This is a genomic window from Niveispirillum sp. BGYR6 (assembly GCF_027568365.1).
Taxonomy (GTDB): domain Bacteria; phylum Pseudomonadota; class Alphaproteobacteria; order Azospirillales; family Azospirillaceae; genus Niveispirillum.
Map to the genome: position 1 here is coordinate 104320 of NZ_JANLNL010000014.1, position 25937 is coordinate 130256.

The 25937-nt window shown below is 64.6% G+C and carries 25 protein-coding genes and 4 tRNA genes; 7 read left to right on the forward strand and 22 right to left on the reverse strand.

The window, feature by feature from the left end:
• The first annotated feature begins 267 nt into the window (after window positions 1–267).
• Window positions 268–954, forward strand: a complete 687-nt coding sequence (locus PCJ49_RS22455; protein WP_269912927.1) for a response regulator transcription factor — start codon at window positions 268–270, stop codon at window positions 952–954.
• Entirely contained in the window at window positions 941–2323 is a 1383-nt protein-coding gene (locus PCJ49_RS22460) for a HAMP domain-containing sensor histidine kinase (RefSeq protein ID WP_269912928.1), read from the forward strand. Before PCJ49_RS22455 ends, PCJ49_RS22460 begins: the two co-directional genes overlap by 14 nt.
• Before the next feature lie 598 nt (window positions 2324–2921).
• Here PCJ49_RS22460 and PCJ49_RS22465 read toward each other — a convergent pair.
• The 3 genes from PCJ49_RS22465 to PCJ49_RS22475 all read right to left on the reverse strand — a co-directional run bounded on the left by PCJ49_RS22465 (window position 2922) and on the right by PCJ49_RS22475 (window position 5535).
• The gene (locus PCJ49_RS22465) at window positions 2922–3875 is read right to left on the reverse strand and encodes an acetyl-CoA carboxylase carboxyltransferase subunit alpha (RefSeq protein ID WP_089290239.1); all 954 of its coding nucleotides are present in this window, start codon (window positions 3873–3875) and stop codon (window positions 2922–2924) included.
• 155 nt (window positions 3876–4030) lie between these two features.
• The gene (locus tag PCJ49_RS22470; RefSeq protein WP_089290238.1) at window positions 4031–4705 is read right to left on the reverse strand and encodes a CoA transferase subunit B; all 675 of its coding nucleotides are present in this window, start codon (window positions 4703–4705) and stop codon (window positions 4031–4033) included.
• A 128-nt stretch (window positions 4706–4833) separates the two neighbouring features.
• The gene (locus tag PCJ49_RS22475) at window positions 4834–5535 is read right to left on the reverse strand and encodes a CoA transferase subunit A (RefSeq protein WP_269912929.1); all 702 of its coding nucleotides are present in this window, start codon (window positions 5533–5535) and stop codon (window positions 4834–4836) included.
• Between the two features lie 298 nt (window positions 5536–5833).
• Between PCJ49_RS22475 and PCJ49_RS22480 the strand changes: the two genes are divergently transcribed.
• Window positions 5834–6466 (forward strand): MarC family protein, encoded by a 633-nt coding sequence (locus PCJ49_RS22480; RefSeq protein WP_269912930.1) that lies wholly within the window; start codon window positions 5834–5836, stop codon window positions 6464–6466.
• 204 nt (window positions 6467–6670) lie between these two features.
• Here PCJ49_RS22480 and panD read toward each other — a convergent pair whose 3' ends face one another.
• The 10 genes from panD to motA all read right to left on the reverse strand — a co-directional run bounded on the left by panD (window position 6671) and on the right by motA (window position 16182).
• Window positions 6671–7129, reverse strand: a complete 459-nt coding sequence (gene panD, locus PCJ49_RS22485; protein WP_269912931.1) for an aspartate 1-decarboxylase — start codon at window positions 7127–7129, stop codon at window positions 6671–6673.
• Window positions 7130–7174: 45 nt separating this feature from the next.
• Window positions 7175–8506, reverse strand: coding sequence for a thymidine phosphorylase (deoA, locus tag PCJ49_RS22490; RefSeq protein ID WP_269912932.1), 1332 nt, complete (start codon window positions 8504–8506; stop codon window positions 7175–7177).
• Between the two features lie 50 nt (window positions 8507–8556).
• Window positions 8557–9588, reverse strand: a complete 1032-nt coding sequence (locus PCJ49_RS22495) for a TAXI family TRAP transporter solute-binding subunit (RefSeq protein WP_269912933.1) — start codon at window positions 9586–9588, stop codon at window positions 8557–8559.
• A 162-nt stretch (window positions 9589–9750) separates the two neighbouring features.
• Window positions 9751–10113, reverse strand: a complete 363-nt coding sequence (locus tag PCJ49_RS22500) for a hypothetical protein (RefSeq protein WP_269912934.1) — start codon at window positions 10111–10113, stop codon at window positions 9751–9753.
• 46 nt (window positions 10114–10159) lie between these two features.
• On the reverse strand, window positions 10160–10924 hold the full coding sequence (locus PCJ49_RS22505) for a methyltransferase domain-containing protein (protein ID WP_269912935.1): 765 nt from the start codon (window positions 10922–10924) through the stop codon (window positions 10160–10162).
• Window positions 10899–11819, reverse strand: a complete 921-nt coding sequence (locus PCJ49_RS22510; protein WP_269912936.1) for an endonuclease/exonuclease/phosphatase family protein — start codon at window positions 11817–11819, stop codon at window positions 10899–10901. Before PCJ49_RS22510 ends, PCJ49_RS22505 begins: the two co-directional genes overlap by 26 nt.
• A 118-nt stretch (window positions 11820–11937) precedes the next feature.
• Window positions 11938–12507 carry a DJ-1/PfpI family protein gene (locus PCJ49_RS22515; protein ID WP_089290231.1) on the reverse strand — a complete coding sequence of 190 codons (570 nt, stop codon included), beginning with the start codon at window positions 12505–12507 and terminating at the stop codon, window positions 11938–11940.
• Window positions 12508–12916: 409 nt separating this feature from the next.
• Window positions 12917–13435: a GNAT family N-acetyltransferase gene (locus tag PCJ49_RS22520; RefSeq protein ID WP_269912937.1), complete on the reverse strand. Its 519-nt coding sequence runs from the start codon at window positions 13433–13435 to the stop codon at window positions 12917–12919.
• A 120-nt stretch (window positions 13436–13555) separates the two neighbouring features.
• The gene (locus PCJ49_RS22525; protein ID WP_269912938.1) at window positions 13556–15190 is read right to left on the reverse strand and encodes a long-chain fatty acid--CoA ligase; all 1635 of its coding nucleotides are present in this window, start codon (window positions 15188–15190) and stop codon (window positions 13556–13558) included.
• 131 nt (window positions 15191–15321) lie between these two features.
• Window positions 15322–16182 (reverse strand): flagellar motor stator protein MotA, encoded by an 861-nt coding sequence (gene motA / locus PCJ49_RS22530; RefSeq protein WP_153202722.1) that lies wholly within the window; start codon window positions 16180–16182, stop codon window positions 15322–15324.
• Between the two features lie 248 nt (window positions 16183–16430).
• Between motA and PCJ49_RS22535 the strand changes: the two genes are divergently transcribed.
• Window positions 16431–17411 carry an alpha/beta hydrolase gene (locus PCJ49_RS22535; RefSeq protein WP_269912939.1) on the forward strand — a complete coding sequence of 327 codons (981 nt, stop codon included), beginning with the start codon at window positions 16431–16433 and terminating at the stop codon, window positions 17409–17411.
• A 171-nt stretch (window positions 17412–17582) separates the two neighbouring features.
• Here PCJ49_RS22535 and PCJ49_RS22540 read toward each other — a convergent pair.
• Window positions 17583–17659 (reverse strand) — tRNA-Arg (locus PCJ49_RS22540).
• Window positions 17660–17698: 39 nt separating this feature from the next.
• Window positions 17699–17775, reverse strand: a tRNA-Arg gene (locus PCJ49_RS22545).
• Between the two features lie 189 nt (window positions 17776–17964).
• Here PCJ49_RS22545 and gpt point away from each other — a divergent pair.
• Window positions 17965–18450, forward strand: a complete 486-nt coding sequence (gene gpt, locus PCJ49_RS22550; RefSeq protein ID WP_269912940.1) for a xanthine phosphoribosyltransferase — start codon at window positions 17965–17967, stop codon at window positions 18448–18450.
• 82 nt (window positions 18451–18532) lie between these two features.
• Here the strand turns inward: gpt and PCJ49_RS22555 are convergent, their stop codons facing one another.
• The 7 genes from PCJ49_RS22555 to PCJ49_RS22585 form a co-directional block, all read right to left on the reverse strand.
• Window positions 18533–18919 carry a hypothetical protein gene (locus PCJ49_RS22555; RefSeq protein ID WP_269912941.1) on the reverse strand — a complete coding sequence of 129 codons (387 nt, stop codon included), beginning with the start codon at window positions 18917–18919 and terminating at the stop codon, window positions 18533–18535.
• Window positions 18920–19250: 331 nt separating this feature from the next.
• Complete coding sequence (locus PCJ49_RS22560) at window positions 19251–19820, reverse strand: TrmH family RNA methyltransferase (RefSeq protein ID WP_089288655.1); 570 nt, start codon at window positions 19818–19820, stop codon at window positions 19251–19253.
• A 102-nt stretch (window positions 19821–19922) separates the two neighbouring features.
• Complete coding sequence (locus tag PCJ49_RS22565; protein WP_269912942.1) at window positions 19923–22850, reverse strand: GAF domain-containing sensor histidine kinase; 2928 nt, start codon at window positions 22848–22850, stop codon at window positions 19923–19925.
• A gap of 397 nt (window positions 22851–23247) precedes the next feature.
• Entirely contained in the window at window positions 23248–23673 is a 426-nt protein-coding gene (locus tag PCJ49_RS22570) for a DUF971 domain-containing protein (RefSeq protein WP_269912943.1), read from the reverse strand.
• Window positions 23674–23675: 2 nt separating this feature from the next.
• On the reverse strand, window positions 23676–23888 hold the full coding sequence (locus PCJ49_RS22575) for a Trm112 family protein (protein WP_269912944.1): 213 nt from the start codon (window positions 23886–23888) through the stop codon (window positions 23676–23678).
• Window positions 23889–23915: 27 nt separating this feature from the next.
• Window positions 23916–24578, reverse strand: coding sequence for an LON peptidase substrate-binding domain-containing protein (locus PCJ49_RS22580; RefSeq protein ID WP_089288651.1), 663 nt, complete (start codon window positions 24576–24578; stop codon window positions 23916–23918).
• Window positions 24575–25495 (reverse strand): co-chaperone YbbN, encoded by a 921-nt coding sequence (locus PCJ49_RS22585; protein WP_089288650.1) that lies wholly within the window; start codon window positions 25493–25495, stop codon window positions 24575–24577. Before PCJ49_RS22585 ends, PCJ49_RS22580 begins: the two co-directional genes overlap by 4 nt.
• A gap of 239 nt (window positions 25496–25734) precedes the next feature.
• Here PCJ49_RS22585 and PCJ49_RS22590 point away from each other — a divergent pair.
• Together PCJ49_RS22590 and PCJ49_RS22595 are read left to right on the forward strand one after the other, a co-directional pair.
• A tRNA-Gly gene (locus tag PCJ49_RS22590) sits at window positions 25735–25809 on the forward strand.
• A 40-nt stretch (window positions 25810–25849) separates the two neighbouring features.
• Window positions 25850–25924 (forward strand) — tRNA-Gly (locus tag PCJ49_RS22595).
• Window positions 25925–25937 lie beyond the last annotated feature (13 nt).

Genomic DNA, 25937 nt, shown 5'->3' on the forward strand with positions numbered 1-25937 from the left:
CGCCGGAAACACACCCCACCCCGAACGTTTCCGGCGGCCCATCCCTGTCTCTCTATTCCCATTACCCCTGCCTGGCGGCCGGGCGGTTCCCCAACCGCCCGGCCCTTTTCTTTATATAAGTTCCCTCAGGCGCCGGGCGCCGCCTCCGGCGGCTTGGCTCACGCGGCACGTGCCGCGCGGCGGCGGTCGCCGCCGTATGCCAGGGAATCTGGCCCGTGAGTAGATCACGTTGGCGTCATACGACAGAGAGGCTAGACTGGTCCGATCATGAAGATCCTTGTCATCGAAGACGACCGCGCTACCGCCGATTACCTGACCAAGGGCCTGAAAGAGGCCGGGCATGTGGTCGATCATGCCGATAATGGCCGCGACGGGCTGTTCCTGGCCGCCTCAGAACCCTATGACGCGCTGGTGGTGGACCGGATGCTGCCCGGCCGCGACGGGCTGTCGCTGCTGGAGGTGCTGCGCGCCACCGGTAATGACACCCCGGCCCTGGTGCTGTCGGCGCTGGGCTCCGTCGATGACCGGGTCAAGGGTCTGCGAGCCGGGGCCGATGATTACCTGACCAAGCCCTTCGCCTTTGCCGAACTGCTGGCCAGGCTGGAGGTGATGCAGCGCCGCACCAAGGGAACCGGCAGCGGCGGCCCCGTCACCAAATTGCAGATCGCCGATCTGGAGATGGATTTGCTGGCCCGCACGGTGAAGCGCGCTGGCAAGCCGGTGGACCTGCTGCCGCGCGAATTCCAGTTGCTGGAATATCTGTTGCGCAATGCCGGCAATGTGGTCACACGCACCATGCTGCTGGAAAATGTCTGGGATTATCATTTTGACCCGCAGACCAATGTGATCGATGTGCATATCGCCCGGCTGCGCCAGAAGATCGACAAGGATCATGAAGTGCCGCTGATCCATACCGTCCGTGGTGCGGGATATTCGCTGCGTGAGCCGGTTTAGCTTTCTGCGCACCACCACCTTCCGGCTGGCAGCCTTCCATATGGGGCTGTTCATCCTGTCGGTGGTGGTGGTGCTGGCCGTGGTCTATTGGTTCACGGCCGGCTTCATCAACCGCCACACGGAAGAAACCGTGCTGCGGGAAGTGCAGGAACTGTCCAACGCGATGAATGATCGCGGGCGGATCGGCCTGCTGCGGCTGATTTCGGAGCGGGCAGGGGACCACCGCACCGACATGATCTATGCCGTCGCCAGCCCGACGGGGGAGATCATCGCCGGCAATCTGGCCAATTGGCCGTTGCCCAATACGGCCGCCGGCTGGATCGAATTCGACATCAAGAATCGGGGGGAGCCGGGGCGCAAACGCTCTGCCGTTGCCATCATCCTGCCGGTGCATGATCTGGGCTGGCTGCTGGTCGGGCATGACATGACCGACCGTTACCTGCTGCGCGGCCAGATTCTGCTGGGCATGATCTGGGCCGTCTCGCTGGCGCTGGTCATCGGCGTCATTGGTGCGGTCTATATGAGCCGGCGGGTGGCGGAGCGGGTGGAGAAGATCAACCGCACCATCGACCGCATCACCGCCGGTTCCTTCGCCGACCGGCTGGAGGTGACCGGATCAGGCGATGAGATCGACCGGCTGGTCACCAAGCTGAACCGCATGTTGGATGAGATTGCGCGGCTGATGCTGGGGATGCGGCAGGTGACCGACAATGTGGCGCATGATCTGCGCACCCCCTTGTCCCGCCTGCGCGCCCGGCTGGAACTGGCGCAACTGGAACCCGACCTGCCGGATGCCCAGGCGGCCACGCTGGAGCAGGCGATTGGCGAGATCGACCGGCTGCTGGGCGTGTTCAACGCCATCCTGACCATCGCGGCGGCGGAAACCGGCCGGGCGCGGGCGGATTTCGAGCCGGTGGACCTGTCCGCCCTGGTGGCGGAAGTGGCGGAACTGTACGAGCCGCTGGCGGAGGAAAAGGGCCTGACCCTGGAACTGGCCAATGCCGATCCGGTCAGTGTCAGCGGCAGCCGGCAATTGCTGGCCCAACTGGCCAGCAATCTGGTGGAAAATGCCGTGAAGTACGCCAGCCCCGGCGGGCATGTGCAGGTGGCGGCCGGCCATGATCTGGCCAGCGGGCGACCGCTGTTGAGCGTGGCTGATGACGGCCCCGGCATCCCCGCCGACCAGCGGGACAAGGTGCTGGAACGCTTTGTCCGGCTGGAGGCGCATCGCGGCACGCCAGGCCATGGGCTGGGCCTGTCACTGGTGGCGGCTGTCGCCCGGCTGCATGATGCCGACCTGCTGCTGGACGATCACCGCCCCGGCATGGAGCAGCCCGGCCTGCGCGTCAGCCTGCGCTTTCCGGGGTAGGGCCATCACAGTTAGTGAGTTGTCAATAATTCGTTCTCGATAGAAGTGTCTAACGCTCTTGGGCACAAATGAAAACGGCGGACCGGAATGGACCGCTAGCTGTACTCATCCAAATAAAGGATAAAAATATGACGAAAATGCCATGGTTCCTGGTGCTCCGTATCCCCGTCTGGCGGCGGCGTGTGTTGCACGTCTTCATCAGCGCGGGTCGGACCTAAGAGCGGGCGGGACGATATACAAGTACCGTCCCGCCTGCCTCGGACAATAGCCGAATCGGCTGTTTGAGTCCACAGCCAGCCCGTTCCAGCCAGCACCCCCCTTCAACGGGAAACCCAGTTGGCTTTCTCTTTTATGTCATGCAGAAATGAAAACGGCGGACCGGAATAGGCCGGTCCGCCGTACTCGGAGGTGACGACATGGGTAAAATGTCGTGGCTCCTGGTGCTCCGGATCCCCGTCTGGCGGCGGCGTGTGTTGCACGTCGTCATCAGCGTGGGTCGGGCCTAGGAGTGGGTGGAACGGTACTCGCAATACCGTTCCACCTGCTTCCAACTATAACCGAATCGGCCGCTTGAGTCCACAGCCGGCCCGTTACCGGATCAGCTCAGGCCCTTCTGACCCATATCCAGGAATTTCTGGCGGCGGTTATGGCGCAACGTGCCGCCGTCCACCCCGCGCAGCCCTTCCAACGCGTCTTCAATGGCATTGCCCAGCGCGTGAATGGTTTCTTCCCGGCGGCGATGGGCACCGCCGATGGGTTCCTGCACCACACGGTCAATGACGGCCAGATCCTTCAGATCCTGCGCGGTCAGGCGCAGGGCCTGGGCGGCATCGGCGGCATTGGCGGCGGACCGCCACAGGATACCGGCACAGCCCTCGGGCGAGATCACCGAATAGATCGAATGTTCCAGCATCAGCACGCGGTCGGCGGCGGCAATGGCGATGGCCCCGCCGGACCCGCCCTCACCAATGATGGTGGACACCATCGGCACCTTCAGGCGCAGACAGGTTTCAATCGATTTGGCGATGGCTTCCGCCTGGCCACGCTCCTCCGCCGAAACGCCGGGGAAGGCACCGGCCGTATCAACCAGGGAGATCACCGGCAGATGGAAGCGGTCGGCCATCTGCATCAGGCGCTGGGCCTTGCGATAGCCTTCGGGCTTGGCCATGCCGAAATTGTGCCGCACGCGGCTTTCGGTGTCGTTGCCCTTTTCCTGGCCGATCACGACCACGGAACGGCCCCGGAAACGGCCCAGCCCGCCGACAATGGCGCGATCTTCGCCGAACAGCCGGTCACCGGCCAGGGGCGTGAAATCGCTGATCAGCGCGTTGATGTAATCCAGGCAATGCGGCCGGTTCGGGTGGCGGGCCACCTGCACCTTCTGCGCCGGGGTCAGCTTGGCGTAGGTGGAGCGCAGCAGCTTGTCCACCTTGTCCTGCAGCTTCTTGACCTCGTCGGCGATGTTCAGGTCGCCGCCATCGGCCAGATGGCGCAGTTCCTCGATCTTGGATTCCAGTTCCGCGATCGGCTTTTCAAATTCAAGGAAGTGCATCGGGGTGATGGATTCTGCCCTTTGACGAAGTCGGCTGCTTAACACAGCTATCGGCGGGGGGCCACCCTGTTCATGTGCAGGGCTGTGGTGTAACGCCAAAGAGACAGGGAAAGTGACCCCCGGCGGGGACGATCCGGCGCCGGGGGTTGTTGCCGTCAGGCCGCGAACAGGCTTTCCGCCACGTCGAATTCGGCTTCCGTCTTGCTCTTGATTTCCTCCAGCGTCACGCCGGGGGCCAGTTCGATCAGGGTCGGCTTGCCATGGCCATGCTTGTCGATGCTGAACACGCCCAGGTCGGTCACCACCAGATCAACCACGCGGGTACCGGTCAGCGGCAGGTTGCAGGCTTTCAGCAGCTTGGGTTCCAAGGCGCCCGTCTTTTTGTCGACGGCGCAATGTTCCATCACCACCACCACCTTCTTCACGCCGGCCACCAGATCCATGGCGCCGCCCATGCCCTTGACCATCTTGCCGGGGATCATCCAGTTAGCCAGATCGCCATTGGCGGCCACCTGCATGGCACCCAGCACCGACAGGTCGATATGGCCGCCACGGATCATGGCGAAGCTGTCGGCGCTGCTGAAATAGCTGCTATAGGGCAGCTCGGTGATGGTCTGCTTGCCGGCATTGATCAGGTCGGCATCCTCTTCCCCCTCAAACGGGAAGGGGCCCATGCCCAACATGCCATTTTCCGACTGCAGGGTGACATGCATCCCGGCCGGGATATAGTTCGCCACCAGGGTCGGGATACCGATGCCCAGATTGACATAAAAACCGTCGCGCAGTTCCTTCGCAGCGCGGGCGGCCATTTCATCGCGGGTCCAAGCCATCTTACTGTCTCCTTGGTCCTTGTTCCCTCAGGCGCCGGGCGGGCGCATCCGCGCCCTTGGCTTGCGCGCCACGTGGCGCGGGCCGGCAGTCGCCGGCCTACCCGACGCCCGCCAGGGCGGGCATCGGGTTAATCGCGCTTGCGCGTTGTGCGCTGTTCGATGCGCTTCTCGTGGCTGCCCTCGATGATGCGCTGCACGAAAATGCCCGGCGTATGCACATGGTCCGGGTCGATGGTGCCGACATTGACCAGTTGCTCCACCTCCGCCACGGTGATCTTGCCGGCCATGGCCATCATCGGGTTGAAGTTGCGCGCCGTTTTCCGATAGATCAGGTTGCCTTCCGTGTCGCCCTTCCAGGCCTTCACGATGGCCAGATCGGCGCGCAGCCAGCTTTCCATCACATAGGTTTCGCCATCAAACTGGCGCAGTTCCTTGCCTTCCGCCACCAGGGTGCCCACACCCGTCTTGGTGAAGAAGGCGGGGATGCCAGCCCCGCCGGCGCGGATGCGTTCGGCCAGCGTGCCCTGCGGATTGAATTCCAGCTCCAGCTCACCCGACAGATATTGCTGCGCGAACAGCTTGTTCTCCCCCACATAGGAGGAGACCATTTTGCGCACCTGCTTGGTTTCCAGCAACTGGCCCAGGCCGAAGCCATCGACGCCGGCATTGTTGGAAATCACCGTCAAGCCCTTCACGCTCGACAGTTTGATGGCGGCGATCAGGTTTTCGGGAATGCCGCACAGGCCGAAGCCCCCGGCCATGATGGTCATGTCGTCGCGCAATACGCCCGCCAAGGCGGCGACGGCATCAGGATAGACCTTCTTGCTCATCGGATCTCCTGTCGGCCTCCCTATCGTTGGCCCGGTCAATTCATCGGGTTGCGGCTGCGCGGGCATTCTACCACCCACCTGCCATGGATGGGGATATGCTCAGGTCCGCACCCTGTCAATCTGACACAGTGCCAACAATTCATCCATTGATGAATTTGCTGTGGATAACTTGTCATGCGATAGATTGCTGCCTGATATGGCGGTGGTGCCGGGGCATGGGACGGCTGCTTGTCCGGTGGGTGGACAGGGTGGGGGGCTTGGCGTTACAGCAGCGTTTTAAGCCTTGGTGCCCCTGAAAATGTCGTCCGACTTCCTGCTTTCCACCTTTATCGCCTTCTTTGTCACCATCGATCCGATCGGGTTGGGGCCGATGTTTGCCGGCCTGTCGGCGGGCATGGATGCCCGGCTGCGCCGCCGCACGGCCATCAAGGGCGTGACCATCGGCACCATCCTGCTGTTCGGTTTCGCCTTTGTCGGCGACCTGTTGCTGAAATCGCTGGGCATCAGCACGGCGGCCTTCCGCATTGCTGGCGGTATTCTGCTGTTGCTGGTGGCCATTGAAATGGTGTTCGCCCGCGAAAGTGGCCTGCGCACCGCCACGGAAGATGAAAAGCAGGAGGCGCGGCACCGCGCCGATATCTCGGTCTTCCCGCTGGCCATTCCGCTGATCGCCGGGCCGGGGGCCATGACCTCCACCGTGCTGCTGATGGGCCGCGCCCAGGGTGACCCGCTGATGCAGGTGGCGGTGCTGGGGGTGCTGGCGCTGGTGCTGCTGTCTACCCTGGTCTGCCTGCTGTTCGCGGGCGAGGTGTCCAAGCTGCTGGGTGTGACCGGGATCAATGTGATCAACCGGGTGCTGGGCATCCTGCTGACGGCACTGGCCTGTCAGTTCGTCATCGATGGGATTATTGAGAGCGGGATTATGCGGTGAGGGGTGTCTGGTTTAAATAGAGCCGGAATGGGGCTCACTCCCGTCACCCCGGCGCAGGCCGGGGTCCAGTTTCGTAGAGCATGGTGCCCTTGATTCTGGACCCCGGCCTGCGCCGGGGTGACGGTGGGGGATGCCTCAATCTGATGCCGATAAACGCTCAGTCGCGGGAAAAGCCGGATCGTTTCAGAGCGCCCCCAACCCCCGTCAATTCTTGATCGGCACCTGGAGTTCCACCGCCGCGTCGCGGCCATCGGTGATGTCCAGGGTGCGGAAATCGAAATCGCGCTCCGGGCCCTTGAACACATCATATTCCAGCACCCGGTCCACGCTGTTATCGGCATGGAAGGTCAGCACCTTGGGCTTGATGCTGTAAAGCTGGTCCGGGGTGATGCTGGCAGAAGCAGCGATGATCACCTCGTCCCCCTTCTGGCAGGTGCGGGCAGCCGCACCGTTCAGCACACAGGCCTTGGAGCCCGGCTCCCCGAAAATCACATATGTGGAGATGCGGGCGCCGCTGCTCTTGTTCCAGATCTCCACGAATTCCAGCGGATAGATGCCGGCCAGCGCGCATTGTTCCGGGTCCAGCGTGATGGAGCCGTGATAGTTCAGATCGGCGCCGGTGACGCGGATACCGTGGAACTTGGCGCGGACGATCTTGATCATGGTGGCGGTCATTTCCCTGGAATGTTCTGCGGGGCTTTTCGGTGCTCAGCCGATGCGGCCGGCGACCGGTGCCCGGTTGGTGACGATGGTATGGGAAATCCGGCAGGCTTTGGCAATGGCGCTGGCGGCCTCCGCCGCTGCATCGGCGCTGCGCGCGTGGATCAGGGCGAGCGGGCGACCTGCCTGCCGCCCCACAACAGACCCCAACGGGGCCATGTTGGTCAGGCCGACGGCCGCATCAATACCATCGCTGGGTCGCACCCGCCCGCCACCCAGCCCCACCAGGGCCAGCCCGATGGCGCGCACATCCTGGGCCGCCAGGAAACCATCTTCCAAGGGCCAGACCGGCAGGGTCACCGGGGCCTGGGCCAGATAGGCATCGGGCCGTTCCAGCAGGTCGGCCGGGCCACCCAGAGCCGCCACCATGCGGGCGAAACGCTCCGCGGCGGCCCCGCTGTCCAGTGCTTGGGTAACCTTGGTTTCGGCATCGGCCAGATCGGCGACCAGCCCGCCCAGCAACAGCAGTTCGGCGGCCTGCGCCCGCGTCACCTGCCACAGCCGTTCATCGCGGGCCCCGCCGGTCAGCAGGGTCAGGCATTCCCGCACCTCCACCGCATTGCCGGCGCTGTCGCCCAGCACCTGATCCATATCGGTCAGCAGCGCCACGGTGGGCAGGCCCGCCCCCCTGGCGGCCTGCACCAGGGCCTGGGCTAGGCCTTCGGCGCGGGGATATTCGGGCATGAAGGCGCCGGAGCCGAATTTCACATCCAGCACCAGCCCCTGCAGGCCGGCGGCCAGCTTCTTGGACAGGATGGAGGCGGTGATCAGATCGATGCTTTCCACCGTCGCCGTGACATCGCGGATGGCATAAAGCCGCCGGTCCGCCGGGGCGATGTCCGCCGTGGCGCCGACAATGGCACAGCCGACCGACGCCACCACCCGGCGCAGCAAGGGCGTGTCAGGCTGGCCGACATAGCCGGGGATGGCGTCCATCTTGTCCAGCGTGCCACCGGTATGGCCCAGCCCGCGCCCGGAAATCATCGGCACAAAGCCACCGCAGGCGGCGATGATGGGGGCCAGGATCAGGCTGACCTTGTCGCCGACACCGCCGGTGGAATGTTTGTCCAGCACCGGGCCGGGCAGGGCATCGGGCCGCCAGTCCAGCACGGTTCCCGATGCCGTCATGGCGCGCAGCAGGGCGATGCGTTCGGGCAATTCCATGCCGCGCAGATAGACGGCCATGGCGAAAGCGGCGGCCTGCCCCTCCGACACGCTGCCATCGGCGATGCCGGTGACGAAGGCGGCGATTTCGGCCGCTGTCAAGGCACCGCCATCACGCTTGGTGCGGATGATCTCCTGCGGCAGAAAAACGCTCAATGCCTAACCCTTTTCAAGTTCAGCGCGGGCCACCCGTGCGGGCAGGCCCCCTAGCGCGGGCCACCGCGCGGACAGGCCATGGTGATGGGGTCCACGCGGTAGAACCCGTCCAGCCCCGGATGCAGCGGCGCCGACATGCGCAGCGCCACCGGCCGCAGCAACGGCACATCCCGGCCACCCTTCTGCAGGGCGGCACGGTTGGGGGTGCTGGTCAGCGCGCGGCCCAGGGCGCGGGCCAGATCCTTGTCCACCGCCGGGCCGGCGATCCAGACCACCGGCTGCATCAATGTATCCACGCCCTGGATGCCGGGATAGACCCCATCACCGATGCGGCCGACGGAACCGAACGGATGCAGGCCGGACAGGCGGCCCGCCGCCTCCCCCGCCACCGGCAACAGGCGCAGTTGCGGAGCGTCACCGTGGGCGGTCAGGTCGGCCAGGGCGGCATCGGGGACGGGGGCGATGCGGAACAGCGCATCCACTTGACCGCCGGCCAGCGCTGCCAGCGCCTCTTCCCCCGCCAGTTCCACGGCACGGATATCCTGACGGCGCAGCCCGTGGGCGGACAGGGTGCGGTCGGCCAGCAGCCGGGCGGGGCTGCCGGCGGGGCCGATGGCCACCCGCTTGCCCTTCAGCCCGGCAATGCTGTCGGCCCCGGCATCGGCGCGCACCAGCACATGCAGCGCCTCGTCATACATTTCCCCCAGAATGGTGATGTTGTCGGGGTTGGCAGACTGGCAGCGGGCGGCATAGACACGGTCGGCCGGCACCAGCCCGGTTTCCAAGCGACCCATTGCCACGTCGGCGACGATATCGGCACTGCGCGCCTGGGCCTGGGCCAGCGCCACCATGCCGGGCACGCCGCAGGCCCGATCATCGGCGCAGGCCGGCATTCCGGGCGGGCGTGACAGCATGGCGGCCAGGGAGGCGCCCATGTCAAAGCCCCGCTCGCCGGTTTCCACCACGCCAATGCGCAGATAGCGCACCACCAGATCGGGATCGGCCGGCGCACGTGCCAGAGCGGCCAGCCCCACCACCAGGGGCAGGCAAAGGGGAAGGATCAGCCAGGATTTACGGGACATGGGTGCAAAACGCCGGGCACAGCCAAAGTTGGCCCAGATCGCCCGGAACCCAAGGGGAAGTCAAATGCCGCCAGCGGATGGCTGCAATCTCCCGCTATCGGTCGGATATCACAATGGCGCTTCAGGATTTGTAAAGTTTCGCGCCGGGCGTTGTGTGTCCCATCACCCCGCCTTGTCGCAGGTTGCACGGTCATCGGACAGCGGGCGGCAGGTCAGGCCGCCATTGCTTTTGAAATTATTGTTGCCGGTGCGGCGGACAGAAACATTGTTGGTGAACTGCACCCAGCCGGCACTGCCCCAGTGCGAACTGATGCCGTTGGAAAAGGAAAGCGCACCGTTCTGGCCCTTATAGACGGTGGTGCCGTCCATATAGCGGATGCGCCCTTCCTCATCCTCCGTTGCCACGGCACCATTGCTGCATTTCACCACCGGGGTGGCGGCCGCGTGCCGTTCACAGGTCAGCGGGGCCTGCCCGCCGGAAAGGATCATGGCGTACAGCGCCACTTCGAACACGTTGAGAGCCATTCGCCATCCCCTTCCCGTTATTGTTCAGCAGCGGTGCTGTTGCCCCTCACTTCCCCGCCACGATAAAAAGTCGGCGGAACGGGAACAAGGTATTGCCATCCCTCTCTGTCGGATAGGCAGCCCTTAGCCTTTCGGCATAGAGGTCGCGGAAGGTGGCGGCCATATCCTCATCCAGCCGCGCCATTACCGGCAGCAAGGTGGTGCCCTTCACCCATTCCAGCACCGGGTCTGTGCCCGGCAGAATGTGCAGATATTCCGTCTCCCAAATATCAATCTGCCGGCAATGCGGGCGCAGCAGCCGGTAATAGGCATCGGCCGCCTGCACCGCTTCATGGTGCAGCGCCCCTTTCAACGCCGCTGCCCAGGGGCCGTCGGCCGCCAGTTCCTGCAAAATCCGGTGTGAGGGGGCGTTGAAATTGCGCGGCATCTGCACCGCCAGCACGCCATCGGCCGCCAGGGCGCGGGCCAGTTGCGGGAACAGGGCGTGATGATCGGGCAGCCAGTGCAGGGCGGCGTTGGAAAAGATCAGGTCAACCGGCCGGCCCGGCCGCCATTGCGCGGCATCGCCCAGTTCCCAGATGATACCCGACGGTTCGGCCGCCGCCTTGGCCAGCATGGCCCGGTCATTATCCACGCCGGTGACACGGGCGCGGGGATAATTCTGCCCCAGCAGCCGGGTCAGATAACCGGTGCCGCAGCCCAGATCGACAATCTGGTCAGGTTCCAGCGGCGGGATGGCGGCCAGCAGGTCCAGGCCCGGCCGTTCGCGGGCCGCCCGGAAAAGCTCATATTGTGCTGGATTCCAGGCCATGATGCCCCTTTGCTGTTGCCTGTGCCGCCGGCACGCCGATCAGGGCGCGCACCGGCAGATGGTCGGATGCCAGCCGCGTCTGGCGAGTGCGGACGACACCGTACCCGGCCAGACGCAGATCGGATGAAACAAAGATACGATCCAATCGCAGCGTCGGCAACTTGGCGTGAAAGCTGCGCGGGGCGGCGCAATCCGGCAGGCGGGCGGAAAGCCGGCGCAGACAGCGGGCGGACGGCAGCCATTCATTCAGATCGCCCATGAACAAGGTGGGCAGCGGCGGCACCCGATCCAGATAGGCCAGGATGCGGCCCACCTGGGCATTGCGCTCCCAAGGGTCCAGCCCGAAATGCGCCACCATCACCCGCACCTCCACCCCCGGCGCCAGTTCCAGCCTTGCGGCCAGGGCGCCGCGGGGTTCCCGCATCGGCTGCGACAGGTCGATCGGCTCCACCCCCTTGACCGGCAGCCGGGTCAGCAGGGCATTGCCATAATGGGCGCTGCGATGGTGCTTGGTGGGGGCTGCCAGTGCCCGCATCCCCGTCTGTTCGGCCAGATAGGCGAACTGGTCCAGCCCCATTTCCCCGCGATGGTGCCAGCCCACCTCCTGCAGGCCGATGGCATCCACCCCCAGCCCCCGGATCACCTGGGCGATGCGGTCGGGGGCGAAACGGGCATCGATGCCGACACTGGAATGGATGTTCCAGGACGCGATATGCAGGGGCAGATGGCCGTCCGGCAGGGTCTGGTGCCGTTCATCGGGAATCGGCTTCCGCCCCGGCTGGTCCAGCCCCCGGCGGCCGCGCAGCCGGTTCAGCAAAGCGATGGCAGGGGCGATGCGGCGGGGGCTGGGCGGCTGGGTCATGCGGCGTTTCCGGTGCTGGGTAAACAGCATCATAACGCCATTCCATGGCATGTCGCGCCGCGGCTGCGCATAAAAAAGGCGTCCGGGCCGGAGCCGGACGCCTTTGAAGCAGCCATCGCCCGTTCAGGACGGGCGATGGTGACCAGACCGATCAGGCAGCCTGCTTGCGCTGTTCACCAGCAGCAACGAAGGTGCGGATCATCGTCTCGATGATCTCGCCCATTTCCTCGTTGGACTGGGCGGTGACCAGGAAACGGTCAACGACGATGGCGTCTTCCGACCAGGTGGCGCCAGCGGCTTCCAGGGCGGGCTTCACGCTTTCCGGGCCGGTGACAACGCGGGTCTTCACGCGGTCGGCCACGGCCAGCAGCTCCACGCCACGGCCAAAGGCGGCGACGCCCTTGCCGGCATCCATGAAGCTGCCGATGATGCGGCGGGTGTGCGGGTTGCTGGCCAGCTTGGCCACCGAACGGTCACCGCCCGGCAGGACCAGCAGGTCGAAATCGGCGGCCAGCACGTCACCGACATGACGGTCGGTCGGGAAATAATGGCCCCAGGCGGAACCATGCCAGCCATTCACCAGGCCCTGTTCGGGGGAGATGATCTTCGGCTTGGCGCCAGCCTTCAGCAGGGCGCGCTGCGGCTCGGTCATTTCCAGCTCTTCGAAGCCGTTGGCCACGAGGATGGCAATGTTCTTTCCGGCAAGCAGTTGATCGGTCAAGGTCTCGTCTCCTTCAGTTGGGCCGTCCGGGTCTTCGGCTGCCATACCCCCTTGGGGTGGACAGGGAAGACGGGACGGCGATGCCACGGCCGGGCCGTGGCACAAATTGCGCGTCATGCCGAAATTAGCGCCGATGCCCGCGCGGCCGGTGGCCATTGGGGATATGGGCCGAACGGCCGATCTGTTCCCACCCGGCGATCACGGGGTAGGGCGGCCATGGCACCCCCCGGCTCCAGCCTGGGAACGGGGGCGGTTTACGTCTTTTTCTGCATGACGCGCTAATTGGCCTTTTGGCGGCGCAACGTCAATCCGCAATTCAGGTAGGGCAGCCATCCCGAAGGCAGCTGTGCGGGAAATGAAGGCCGGTCCCGCACTGGTTGGGCGATTTTTTCGGCTGGTTTGCGGCCGTTTACCGCTGGGGGCGCCGCACCATGACCAGATCCAGACCATCCTCCCGCTCCGCCATGAAACCGGCACGCTGCAACATGCCGGTGGCGGGGTTATCATAGAAGATGGCGGTGCTGATGCTGTCCCCCGCCATATCGGCCAGGGCACAGATGGCGCGCAGCGCCTCCGCCCCCAGCCCCTGGCCGCGTCGCGCCGGCAGGATCACCAGTTCCAGCAGGGTCATCCGCCCCCTGGCATGGCGGTCCAGCACCACCAGGCCCACCGGCTCCCCCTTATTGAACAGCAGCAGGGTGACCGCTTCCGGGTGGCCGCGCCGGTAAAGATTCAGCCTTCCTTCGACCTGGACCGTGATCATCATGCCGCGCGCGGCCGGCGGCGTGCTGGCCAGCATCTCCTCCGCGTCGGCGTGGATGATGCGGCGCAGCGCGGGCCGGTCGCTGGGCAGGGCGATCTGCACCGACAACCGTTCAAACCGGGCGGCCAGCAAGGCCGCGAGATCTTCGTCAAGCGCGTCCAGCATCTGACACCGAATAGGGAAGGACCATATCAGGCTACACGCATAGCGCGTCCGTCCCGTCCCGACCTGTGAACTGCTTCACAGGTCGGGGAAACCCTTTCCCGTCGGTGTCGGGGGGCGGGATCAGCCGACAGCGGGCAACGGATGGTCGCGGAAGCGCTGGCGCAGATCGGTTTTCAGCAATTTGCCGGTGGCGGTATGCGGCAACGACTCGACAAAAACAATGTCGTCGGGCAGCCACCATTTGGCAACTTCCCCTTCCAGGAAACGCATCAGCTCGGCGCGTTCCACGCTCTGCCCCGGCTTGCGCACCACCACCAGCAGGGGGCGTTCCACCCATTTCGGGTGCGGCACCCCAACCACGGCGGCTTCCTGCACCGCCGGATGGCCCATGGCGGCATTTTCCAGATCGATGGAACTGATCCATTCGCCACCGGATTTGATGACATCCTTGGCCCGGTCAACGATGCTCATCGCCCCGTCCGGGCCGATCACCGCCACATCGCCGGTGCGGAACCAGCCATCGGGGGTGAAGGCGCCGTTATTGGCCTTCTCATCCTTGTAATAGGCCTTGGTGATCCAGGGGCCGCGCACCACCAGTTCCCCGTAAGCGCTGCCGTCGCGCGGCTGGTCGGTGCCATCCGGCCCGATGATGCGCATTTCCACGCCATAGATCGGGCGGCCCGCCCGCATCTTGGCATCATGCTGCTGTTCCAGCGGCAGGGTCGCCTCGGCCGGGGACAGGGTGCCGATGCTGCCAACGGGTGACAGTTCGGTCATGCCCCAGCCCTGGAAACAGTCGATGCCGTGGCTTTCAAACTCCTCCAGCATGGCGCGCGGCATGGCCGATCCGCCCACCGTCACCGCCTTCAGGCTGCTGAAGCGGGCACCGCTGTTGCGCAGATGCGCCAGCAGCCCCAGCCAGACGGTGGGCACACCGGAGGAGACGGTGACCTTCTCCGTCTCCATCAATTCATAGATGCTTTTGCCATCCAGCCGGGGGCCGGGCAGCACCAGCTTGGCCCCGATGATGGCGGCGGCATAGGGATAGCCCCAGGCATTGGCATGGAAGAGCGGCACCACCACCAGCACATTGTCACGTGCCCGCACGCCCAGGCCGGCAACGACGCCGAAAGCGTGCAGCACCGATGAGCGATGGCTGTAGAGCACGCCCTTGGGGTTACCGGTGGTGCCGGAGGTGTAGCAAAGTCCGCAGGCCGTATTCTCATCGAATTCCGGCCAGTCAAAACTGTCCGGCTGGTCTGCCAGCAGCGTTTCATAACAGAGCAGGCGGGGGATCGGGCTGCTGGCCGGCATGGCGGCGGCCGGGGCCAGCAACACCACCCCCTCCACCCCCGTCAGGCGGGGCCAGAGCTGTTCCAGCAGCGGCAGGAACATCGGATCGATGAACAGCCAGCGATCCTCGGCATGGTTGATGATATAGACGATCTGGTCGGGGAACAGGCGCGGGTTGATGGTGTGGCAGATGGCGGCGATGCCGGGCAGGGCGTAATACAGCTCCAGATGCCGGTGATCGTTCCAGGCCAGGGTGCCCACCCGGTCCCCGGCCGCCACGCCCAGGGATGTCAGCGCATTTGCCAGTTTCTGCGTGCGGACCCAGGCATCACGCCAGCAATAGCTGTGCGGTGCCTCCGTGGCGAAACGGGCGGTGATGATCTGGTCGCCATAATTCTGCGCCGCATGGCGCAGCAGACCGGTCGTCAGCAGCGGCCGGTCCATCATCAAACCCTGCAACATACGCTATCCTCCCAGTGCCGTTATTCTTGGCTTTGCTGCAGGATAGAGTGGGGCCGTGGGGGCGCTTTTTCCAGAGTAAATTTAAACGCTTGTTCTATTTCTCCTGCCGCAATGGCAGGCTGATATCAGCCTCAGGTGATCTGCGAGAGGATTTCCTCAAGCTCGTTGAAGTCCGGCATATATTCGGTGGGTACTTTCTTGCGCGCCGCCTCAATGGAAACCTGGGGGGCGTAACCGCCCAGATGGGCGACGATGGCGGTTTTGATGACGCCGTAGAACTGGCTTTCCTCGTCGGCGATACCCTTCAGCCGGCCGGCGATGGGGGCGGCCAGACAATAGGCCAGGAAGATGCCCATGAAGGTGCCGACCAGCGCGCCGCCGATCAGCTTGCCCAGCACTTCCGGCGGCTCGGTGATCGAGCCCATGGTCTTGATGATGCCCAGCACGGCGGCCACGATACCCAGCGCCGGCAGCGCGTCGGCCAGACCCTGGATGGCGTGGGAGGAATGCTGATCCTCATGCTTCATCTTGTCGATTTCCTGCTCCATCAAGGTTTCCATTTCGATGGGGTTATCCACCCCGATGGAAAACATGCGCAGGTAATCGGCAATGAATTTAACGGTCGTCTCACTCTTCATCACGGCGGGATAGGCGTTGAAGATATTACTCTCCATCGGCTTTTCGATATGCTGTTCAATGGCCAGCACACCCTTGCTCTTCATCGTCTTCAGGATTTGATAGAGCAGGGAAAGAAGCTCGATATATTCTTTCTTATGAAAACGCGATCCGCCGAAGATCTTCTTGATATCCTTGCCCGAGGCTTTGACCGTATGGGCATTGTTGGTGATCAGGAAGGAGGAAACGCCGGAGCCACCGATGATCATCACCTCCTTCGGCATGGCCTCAATGATGATGCCCATCTTGCCGCCGAAGATGACGTAGCCGCCAAAGACGCAGAAGAACACGCCGACCAGACCGATAATGGCGAACATACAGTGCCCCGGTAGTAGAGGGATGGCATCCCGAAGAAAACCCGCCAGAGGGTAAACCAAAGGGGGGCCAAAACCAACCGGCCATCGGGTCAGGTCACAGGGGCATATCGTCCACCTGACGGGCATGGTGGCGGCACCGGCAGGGCACAACGGGTTGGTTGGGGAATGATGTTGCGAACCGGTGCAAAGCCCGCTCGCCTGACCGGCCGCCTTTTCGTTCCCCCAACCCTCCGTTAAAGGTCTGCCCCATGCGGAAATATTTTCTGCCCCTGGCTCTCGCGCTTGGTCTGGCCCTGCCCAATGCTGCCCTGGCCGGTCCGCCCGTCACGGCGGCGGTGAGTGCTGGCTGGGGCATGGCCGACACGCTGCCCAAGGTGCGCGTCTCCTATCCCGGTGGGGTGGTGGCGATACCGGACCTCACCTATGCTGTGCTGCCCGGTTATCGCCCGCTGACGCTGGATATCTACATGAAGGCAGGGGCCAGCAAGCGGCCGTTGCTGGTCTATATCCATGGCGGCGGCTGGGCCATGGGCACGTCGCGTCAGCTGGCGGCCTTTGCCGATTTTCCGGCGGTGCTGGCCGATATGGCGGCGCGCGGCTATGCCGTGGCGGCGGTGAATTACCGGCTGAAGGCGGAAGCGACCTATCCGGCCCAGGCGCAGGATGTCGACAGCGCCATCCGCTGGCTGCGCACCCATGCAGCCGATTACGGCATTGACCCCGCCCGCGTCGGCGTGTTCGGCGATTCGGCGGGCGGGCATCTGGCGGCGATGGCGGCGGTGGATTGTGACCGGTCGGTGCCGCTGGAAAAGGGTGATTGCGTGCAGGCTTCCGTGCCCTGGTACGGCATCTATGATTTCACCGTCACCGACCGGCCCCGCCCGCCCGAGGATTTCAAACCGATCTATGATTTCCTGGGCTGCAAGGATGCTGCCAGCTGCACCGAACAGATCAAGGCGGTCGGCCCGATCAATTATGTCGACGCGCAAGACCCGCCGATGCTGCTGCTGCACGGGCAGGTGGATGCCGCCGTGCCGGTGATCCAGGCCCGGGTGATGCTGGAAAAGCTGCGTGCCGCTGGGGTGACGGCCCGGCTGGTGGAATATCCCGGCGCCAACCATGGCTGGATGTCCGCCACCCCGGAAGCCACCCGCGACACCCATCTGAAGGCCCTGCAGGCGACACTGGATTTCTTTGATGTGGTGCTGGGGAATTCAGCGACGCCGTAAGGGGGGGGCGCTGCGATGGCTGATCCGGGCTGCACGACCCGGGCAGCCATCAGCCAGACGGGACATCCGCGATGGAACGAAACAGTACCTGCAGAACGCAAACACAAAAAACCCGCAAGCGGATCAAGCCGCAGCAGGTTCTGAAACGTGTATATTTTGCGAAGGAGAAAATGGCGCGCCCGAAAGGATTCGAACCTCTGACCCCCAGATTCGTAGTCTGGTGCTCTATCCAGCTGAGCTACGGGCGCAACGCCAAAACATCACCTTCTGATGAAGAAAACCGGAAATGGCGCGCCCGAAAGGATTCGAACCTCTGACCCCCAGATTCGTAGTCTGGTGCTCTATCCAGCTGAGCTACGGGCGCGCTGTACTTCCATTTTCTTCACCGCCGCCGCCCCGTTGAGGCGTCGTCCGGTGAGGTCGCCGCTTGTAATGGATGCTTCCGGGGAAGGCAATAGGAAAATTGCATGGCACACGCGATTTTGTTCAGCGCGCGTTGCCGACCGCCCCGGCATCAGCTATCAGTCAGGCAAATCCGCAGGAGAAGACCCCCTTGAGCAACAAGATCAGCGATCCGCAGAAGAATTTTCCCGTCACCTGGGAAGAGTTGCACCGCAACGCCAAGGCTCTGGCCTGGCGCCTGTCGGAGCAACGCCCGTGGAAGGGCATCATCGCCATCACCCGTGGCGGTCTGGTGCCGGCGGCCATCATCGCCCGCGAACTGAATATCCGCGTGGTGGAGACCATCTCGGTCAAAAGCTATGACGACAAGACCCAGGGCGATATCCAGGTGCTGAAGGCCCCGGACGCCGTGACCGATGGCGGCAAGGACTGGATGCTGATCGACGATCTGGTCGATACCGGCAAGACGGCGGCCTATGTGCGCAAGCTGCTGCCCCATGCGCACTTCGCCACCCTCTATGCCAAGCCGGCCGGCCGCCCGCTGGTGGATACGTTCATCACCGAGGTCAGCCAGGATACCTGGATTTATTTCCCCTGGGATCTGCTGCCGGTCAGCTATCTGCAGATCGAGCGCTGATCCAGTGCTTTCATGAAAAAGGCCTGAAGGGTGGCGTTTCCACTCTTCAGGCCTTTTTTATACCCCAACATAGGGGCCGATTTTAATTATTCCCCAATGTGTCGCGCAGTTTCGGCGCATTGCGGACGAGCTGCTGGTTGCTCGCAAATTCCCGGTTGTTGGGGCTGGAGGCCATGTCGGCGCGTGACAGCACCGCGTCGCCACGTGGCTCCGCTTTCGGTGGTTTACCGAACTTGGCGTGCAGCCGGGCATATTCCTGCCGATGGTAATCGTCGGATTCCTGGAACCCGGGTTCCCCATTGCGGGGGGCCGTGACAATCACTTCATCCACCTGTTCGGCGGGTGTGCCGGGTGGCGGTGGCGGCGGTTCGTCGGCTGCCAGAACCGGCAGGGCGATGCCCAGCAGCAACCCGGACAGGGCCAGGGCCGCGAACCGGAGCCCGGCCGGCTGGAACGGAAGCTTTCCCATATCCTGGTCCTTTCCTTCTGCGGCATCCCTTGATCAGAGATGGGGGCGGCGGCGGGGAATTGCCATCCCCCTCCTTCTTTCACGCCCGACGTCCTAGAGCAGATCGCGGAAAAGCGGAATCGCTTTGCAGCGTGAATCTGCTCGCTGAACAAGAGCTTAGAGCCTGATGCGTTTACGATTAAACGCATCAGGCTCTAAATCCCGCCGCAATCAATTACACCAAGGGGCATGGGACATGCCCCTTGGAGGCCGGCGACCGCCGGCCCGCGGGCTCGTGCCCGCGTAAGCCAAGCTGCCGGAGGCAGCGCCCGGCACCTGAGGGAGATTGGTGTCACTCGTGCCAGCCCCCCAGCAGGGGGCGCATCCGCAGGCTTTCCTTGTTGCGCACCCGTACCTTGCCATGCACATGGTCGGGCTTGGCATCGCGCGGGCCGCCCACGCGCACCGGCCGCTCGGCGAAACGGCCCAGGGAGATCATGCGGTCATAGGTGACGATGGCGGCGGCCACGGCGACATTGACGCAGAATTTGGTGGGGATCTTCACCACATGGTCACAGCGGGCCAGCATGGCAGGGGAGAGGTTGCCCCGCTCCGGCCCGAACACATAGGCGGCCCGCAGCGGGTGGCGGAAGCTGGGCAGTTCGGCCGCATCATCGGTCAACTCACAGCCCACCAGCTGGCAGCCGGCCGGCAGCGCCATCTCGTCAAGCGAACCCCAGCCATAATAGGGCACATGGTCCACCCCGCCGGATGTGTCGGTGCGCCGCAGCTCCTCCACATCCACCACGCCATTGACGGTGAAGACGAAGCTGGCGCCAAAGGCATGGGCCGTGCGCATGATGGTGCCGACATTGCCGGATTTGCTGATGCCCTCCGCGCCCAGGGCGAAATAACCACGCATGATGACCTGACTGGATGATTCAAGGAGAATTTCCGCCAGTCCTTGGCACGGGAGGGCCCACCAGGGCAAGGGCTGCGCCCGCCCCGGTGGGCCGACATGCGATCAGGGCATTTCCCCCGCCGGCTGCGGCGCTTTGACGGGCAGATGGATCAGGAAGCGGGTGCCGTGGCCGGGGATGCTGGCCAGATCGATGTCTCCCCCCAGCGCCCCGGTGACCAGATTATGCACGATATGCAGGCCGAGCCCGGTGCCGCCACTATCCCGCTTAGTGGTGAAGAAGGGATCGAAGGCCTTGGCCTGCACTTCCCCCGGCATCCCGATGCCATTGTCGGTGATGGCGATGGCCAGTCGGTCACCGCCGGCCCGCCCGGCAGCGATCAGAATCTGTGGCGCTTCCACGCCAGCAAAACCATGCACCACGGCATTCTGCACCAGATTGGTCACCACCTGCGACAGCAGCCCCGGCATGGTGGTCAGCACCAGCCCCGGCTGGGCATCAATGGCCACCTTCACCCGGCTTTCCCGCAGCATCGGGTCCAGGCTGCGCACCACATCGGCCAGATAGGCGGCCAGATCCAGGGTGCGCGTCGCCTCGCTGCTGCGATCGGCGGAGACCTGCTTGAAACTGCGCACCAGTTCGGCCGCCCGTTGCAGGTTGCCAGTCATGATGCGCAAGCCTTCCTGCAGCTTTTCCAGGAACTGGTTCATGGAAAGCCGGGTCAGCGCTCCGGCCTGGAAGGCGCTGGCGACCTGATCGCGTTCCTCCTCCAGATGGGTGGCCAGGGTGAAGGCGACGCCCAGGGGCGTGTTGATCTCATGCGCCACCCCGGCCACCAGCTGGCCCAGGGAGGCGTGCTTTTCCTGCTGCACCAGCCGGTTCTGCGTCAGGCGCAGTTCCGACAGGGTGCTGTCCACCCTGGCATAGGCGGCGGCATTGGAGAGCGCGATGGCGCCATAGGCGGACAGGCTGCGGAAGATCAGCCGCTCCCGCTCCCCATAGGCGTTTTCCTGCGTCGATTGTACCGTCATCACCCCCATCAGCCGGCTGCCCGCCAGCAGCGGGGCCAGCAGCAGGGTGCGCATGAAGCGGGTGCCGGGAATATGGGAGGGTGCCTCAATCTCATGGGCGCCGCGCTGGATCAGCAGTTCCTGCCGGTCCCGCGCGCAGCGGGCCACGACGGAGACGGGATCGGACAGGCTGCGCCAGATGGTGGGCAGCGGGCGGCCCTGTTCCAGCCCATAGCGCAGTTCCAGATGATCGCCCCCGTCATCCATCAGATAAAGCGCGAAGGAATCGAAGGCCAGCAGGGTGCCGGCATGGCGGTGCAGGGCGTGAAACACCGCATCGGCATCCAGATTGGCGGTGATCTGCTGGCCGATCCGGCCCAGCAGTTCCAGCGTCTGGGTTGCCTCATGCAGGGCGGCGGCGCGCGCTGCCTCCGCCGCGGCCAGATGGCGGTGATATTCACCTTCCGCCTTCAGCCGCTCCGTCTCAAACCCGGCCTGCATGGCCAGCAGCCGGTCGCTCACCTCCCGGCTGCGCAGCAAGCTGCGCGCCTGGCAGGCCTGGCGTTCAAAGGCGAGCGCCCGTCCCAGATCGCCCGTCGCCTCATAGGCCGCCGCCAGGGCCGACAACAGGTTGGCCGGCACCGTATAGCCCTGGATCGATTCGGCCAGCGCCAGCGCGCGGCACAGCAGATGGATGACAGGGGTGCGATGGGGTGGAAGGTCCGGCACGGGGGACGGCAGATCGGGGAAACGGCGATGCAGGTCCGCCTGCGCCATCAGCAGGTCGATCTCCCGCCAGCGGCTGGGGCTTTCCGTCAGCAGGGCCATGGCATCAGCCATGGCGGCAGCGGCCTCATCCCGCCGGCCCATGGCGGAAAGGGCGCGGGCCTGCCCTGCCGCTGCCTCGGTCCGCAGGTCTGCCTGTTCCAGCTCGGCGGCAATCTCCGCCATGCTTTCAAACCAGCCCAATGCCGTCGCCGGTTCCCCCACCTCCATATCCAGATCGCCCAGATGCTGGCAGCAGATGGCATGGTTGCGCGACCGGCCCAGCGGGGTCAGCCATTCCAGCGCTTCGGTCAGCAGCTGGCGGGCCCGGCCGGTCTGTCCCAGACGGCGCAGCGTGTCCCCCAGCCCGCGCAGGCATTGGCCCATGGCCGCCGGCCAGCCGGTGCCGCGCGCCAGCTGATGCGCCCGTTCCCGCCAGACAAACTCCGCCACATAATCATTGAGGTTGGAGAAGGCGCCGGCGGCATTGGCAGCCAGCAGCACCGCCAGCCGAATCCGCCCCGCCAGCAAAGCCAGATCACAGCCGCGCTGATAGTGGCGCTGGGCGGTCAGGAAATTGCCGCGGGCAAATTCCAGCCCGCCATGGCAATAGGCGACCACCGCGTCCAGGCCCGGATGTTCCAGTCCCGGCGCCACCGGCAGTTCCGCCAGCCATTGGGCGGCCGCCGCCTCCGCATCCTCCGACAGGGCGTCCCTGGCCATCCAGATGCGGGCGATGCGCTGACGTATCGTGTCGGGGCTATGCTGGTAATGCGTATGGGCGCGCCGGTGCGCGCTGATGCGGCGGCGGGACTGGCCCTGGTCGAAGGCCAGCAACGCCTCCACCATGCAGGCATCGCCTTCCCCCAGCGGATCGCCACTCTCCCGAAAGCTTTCCTGGGCGCCGGCCAGCATCGCTTCTGCCCCCGCCAGATCGCCCAGCAGCAGCCGGCATTCCGCCTTGGTCAGCAGCAGGCGCGCCGTCAGGCGCCGCAATTCCCGTTCCTGGGCGCAGCTGGCATGGTGCAGCAGGCCCATGGCCTCATCCACCATGGCCATGGCTGCCCCGGTATCACGCTGGCGTTGGTACCAGGCCAGTGTCGTCAGCAGCACCAGCCGTTCCAGCGGGTCATGGCTGTCAGCCAGCTGGTTTTCCGTCACCAGCACCTGTTCGGCCAGCCCATGCAGATCCAGATGCCCGACCAGGGGGCGATAATCAACCGGAACGACGGCCAGCGGATGTGTCGACGCCGACAATGACGAAGGGCCGTCTGCCGCCGGCCCTGGTGCCCCGGAATCTTCGCCCATCGTCCCGCCGTTTGCCATGGCGCTTCCGCGATCCGTTACCAACCGGGCCTTCGGCGCCGTGCCGCCCCCTCTGCCGTAGGTTGCATTTTATTCAAATTCTTTGCAACCCATGCATTAGACTAATACCATCGGCATGAAATCATGACCGATGGTCAAGATTTCATGCCCCTCAATCGCCGGCGCCAGCCTCCGCTGGCTTGGCTTCACGCGGCACGTGCCGCGCGGCGGCGGTCGTCGCCGTACCAACGGTCATGAATGATGACCGTTGGTATAAGATACCATCCCCCGGCGGGGATGGTCATGGGAAATGGCAAAGATTTTAAGAGGATCGGAATCGGCCAGCCGTTCAGGCGCCGCAACCATGATGGCGGGGACTGGGGCTTTCCCGGCTCAGGCCTGCCGCTGCCAGGGCATCCAGATAGCGCGCCCAGCGCACGTCATGTTCCCGCCCCAGTTCATGCAGATAACGCCAGGTGAAGATGCCGGTATCATGCCCGTCATCAAAGCCCAGGCGCACGGCATAATGGCCCACCGGCACCACGCTGGTGATGGCGACCTGGCGCTTGCCGGCCACCAGCTTCTTCTGTCCCGGCCCGTGGCCCTGCACTTCGGCCGAGGGGCTTTCCACCCGCAGATATTCCGCCGGCAGGCGGAAGAATGTTCCGTCATCGAAACGGATTTCCAGGCAGGCCTCCTCCCGCTTCAGCCGTAATTCCTCCGGCCAATGGCTGGTGCCGTCCGTTTCGCTGACGAAATGTTCTTCCGCTGCCATGGTCAGCCGACCGTCGGCTCGTAACGCCGCGCCTCATCCACCAGCATGATGGGGATGCCGTCGCGGATCGGATAGGCGAGACCGGCCTGATCGGAGAGCAGTTCCTGGGCGGCGGCGTCATAGCGCAAGGTGCTTTTGGTCAGCGGGCAGACCAGGATTTCCAGCAGGCGCGGGTCCACCTTGCTGGCGGTGGTTTCGGTGGTGCTGTCGGACATGGCTATTGGCTTTCAGATGCGGGAGAATCAGTGCTGTCGATGGTCGCTGTCGGCGCCGGGATCGTGGACCGCCATTTCCAGCAGCGTCAACAGCATTTCCGCCCGTTCCACCGGTCCCGGCGATTCCAGCAGGGCCTGCTTTTCCGGCGGGGTGAAGGGGCAGATCATGGCCAGGGTGGAGACCAGCCGTTCATCGGCGGTGCGGGCGATGCTGTTCCAGTCCACATCGATCCCCTGCAGCTGGAAATAGCTGCGCAGGGCGCGGTCCAGTCTTCCCCGGTCCAGTGCGGCCGTTTCCGGCCCGCCAGCCAGATCGGCGGTGAAGGGGGACCAGTCGGGGATGACGCGGCGATAGCCCCGCATCGTCGCCACTTCTTGCGTGATCAGGAAACGGCTGATCCCGGTCAGGGTGATCAGGATACGACCATCATCGGTTTCGCTGAAACTGGTGATGCGTCCGGCGCAGCCGGTGCGGTAGAGCGCCGGCACGGCGCCCCCGCCCGGCTGGGGCTGGATCATGCCGATCATCCGGTCGGCCGCCAGCGCATCCTGCACCATGTTCAGGTAGCGCGGCTCGAAGATGTTCAGCGGTAATTTTCCACGCGGCAGCAGCAACACCCCCGTCAACGGAAAGACGGGGATGCTGCTGGGCAGCGTTTCGGGGGTGGGGTCGAAGGGATTGCGGCTCATGCAAATAAGATAGAGGACAATTTGCGTCTGGCCATGACCGTCAGCTTATCTGTCGGCCCAAAAGCCTCAAAAAGTTTCAGCAGCTGGGTCCGGGCGGCGCGTTCGTTCCATTCCCGGTCGCGGCGCACGATCTCCAGCAGGGCTTCCACCGCTTCCTCGTTGCGGCCGGCGGCATAAAGCGCCAGCGCATAATCATAGCGGGCCTGATGGTCGGCCGGGTCGCGGTCAACGGCGGCCTTCAGGTCGCCCAGCGGCCCGGCCTCGGCGGCCTGACGGGCCAGTTCCAGCTGGGTGCGGATGGCGGCCAGCTCCGGCGATTTGGCGATGGCGGCCGGCGCATTGTCCAGCATCTCCTGCGCGCCCTCGGCCTGTTCCACGGCCAGCAGGCAGCGGATCAGCCCGGCATAGGCGGCGGCATTCTCCGGCTCCTCGCCCAGCACCTCATTATAGACGGCGGCGGCTTCCTGGGCATTGCCGGCATCCAGCAGGGCCTTGGCCTCTTCCAGGATGGCGGCAATGTCGATCCCGCCATCCCCGCCACCCAGCTTGGCCAGCCGTTCGACGAACTGCTTTATCTGGCTTTCCGGCAGGGCGCCCTGGAACCCGTCCACCGGGCGGCCCTGGAAAAAGGCATAGACGGTGGGGATGGATTGCACGCGCAGCTGGCCGGCGACGGCCGGATGCTTGTCGGTATCGATCTTCACCATCTTCACCGCGCCCTTGGCGGCGGTGACGGCCTTTTCCAGCAGGGGGCCCAGCGTCTTGCAGGGGCCGCACCAGGGCGCCCAGAAATCGACGATGACCGGCACCTCGCGCGAGGCTTCGATGACATCGGCCATGAATTCGGCGTCGCTGCCATCCTTGATCAGGGCGCTGGCGGGCTTGGGCCCGGCATTATTCGGCACGTTGGACAGCATGGGGCACGTTTCCCGAAAATGAACGAGGATGATGGATCGGCCCGGAACGGCTGTGCCGGGCCTGGAACTCACCGTTATATAAAGTGCGCGCCCAAGCCTCGCCAAGGGTGCAGAACCGGATGGACAGGGTGCGCGCAGAAAATCGCTGAACGCTGCAAGAAAATGCTTGCATCGCGAAAACTCCTGTCTATATTCCGCGCTCACCGCCGGGGACGACTTGGCGGCGATACGGAAAATGGGCGGGCGTAGCTCAGGGGTAGAGCACAACCTTGCCAAGGTTGGGGTCGAGGGTTCGAATCCCTTCGCCCGCTCCATCTTCCGATAGCCGCGAAAGCGGCGGCCGTAACTGGCGATGCGGGCGTAGCTCAGGGGTAGAGCACAACCTTGCCAAGGTTGGGGTCGAGGGTTCGAATCCCTTCGCCCGCTCCAGTTAGCGGATAAA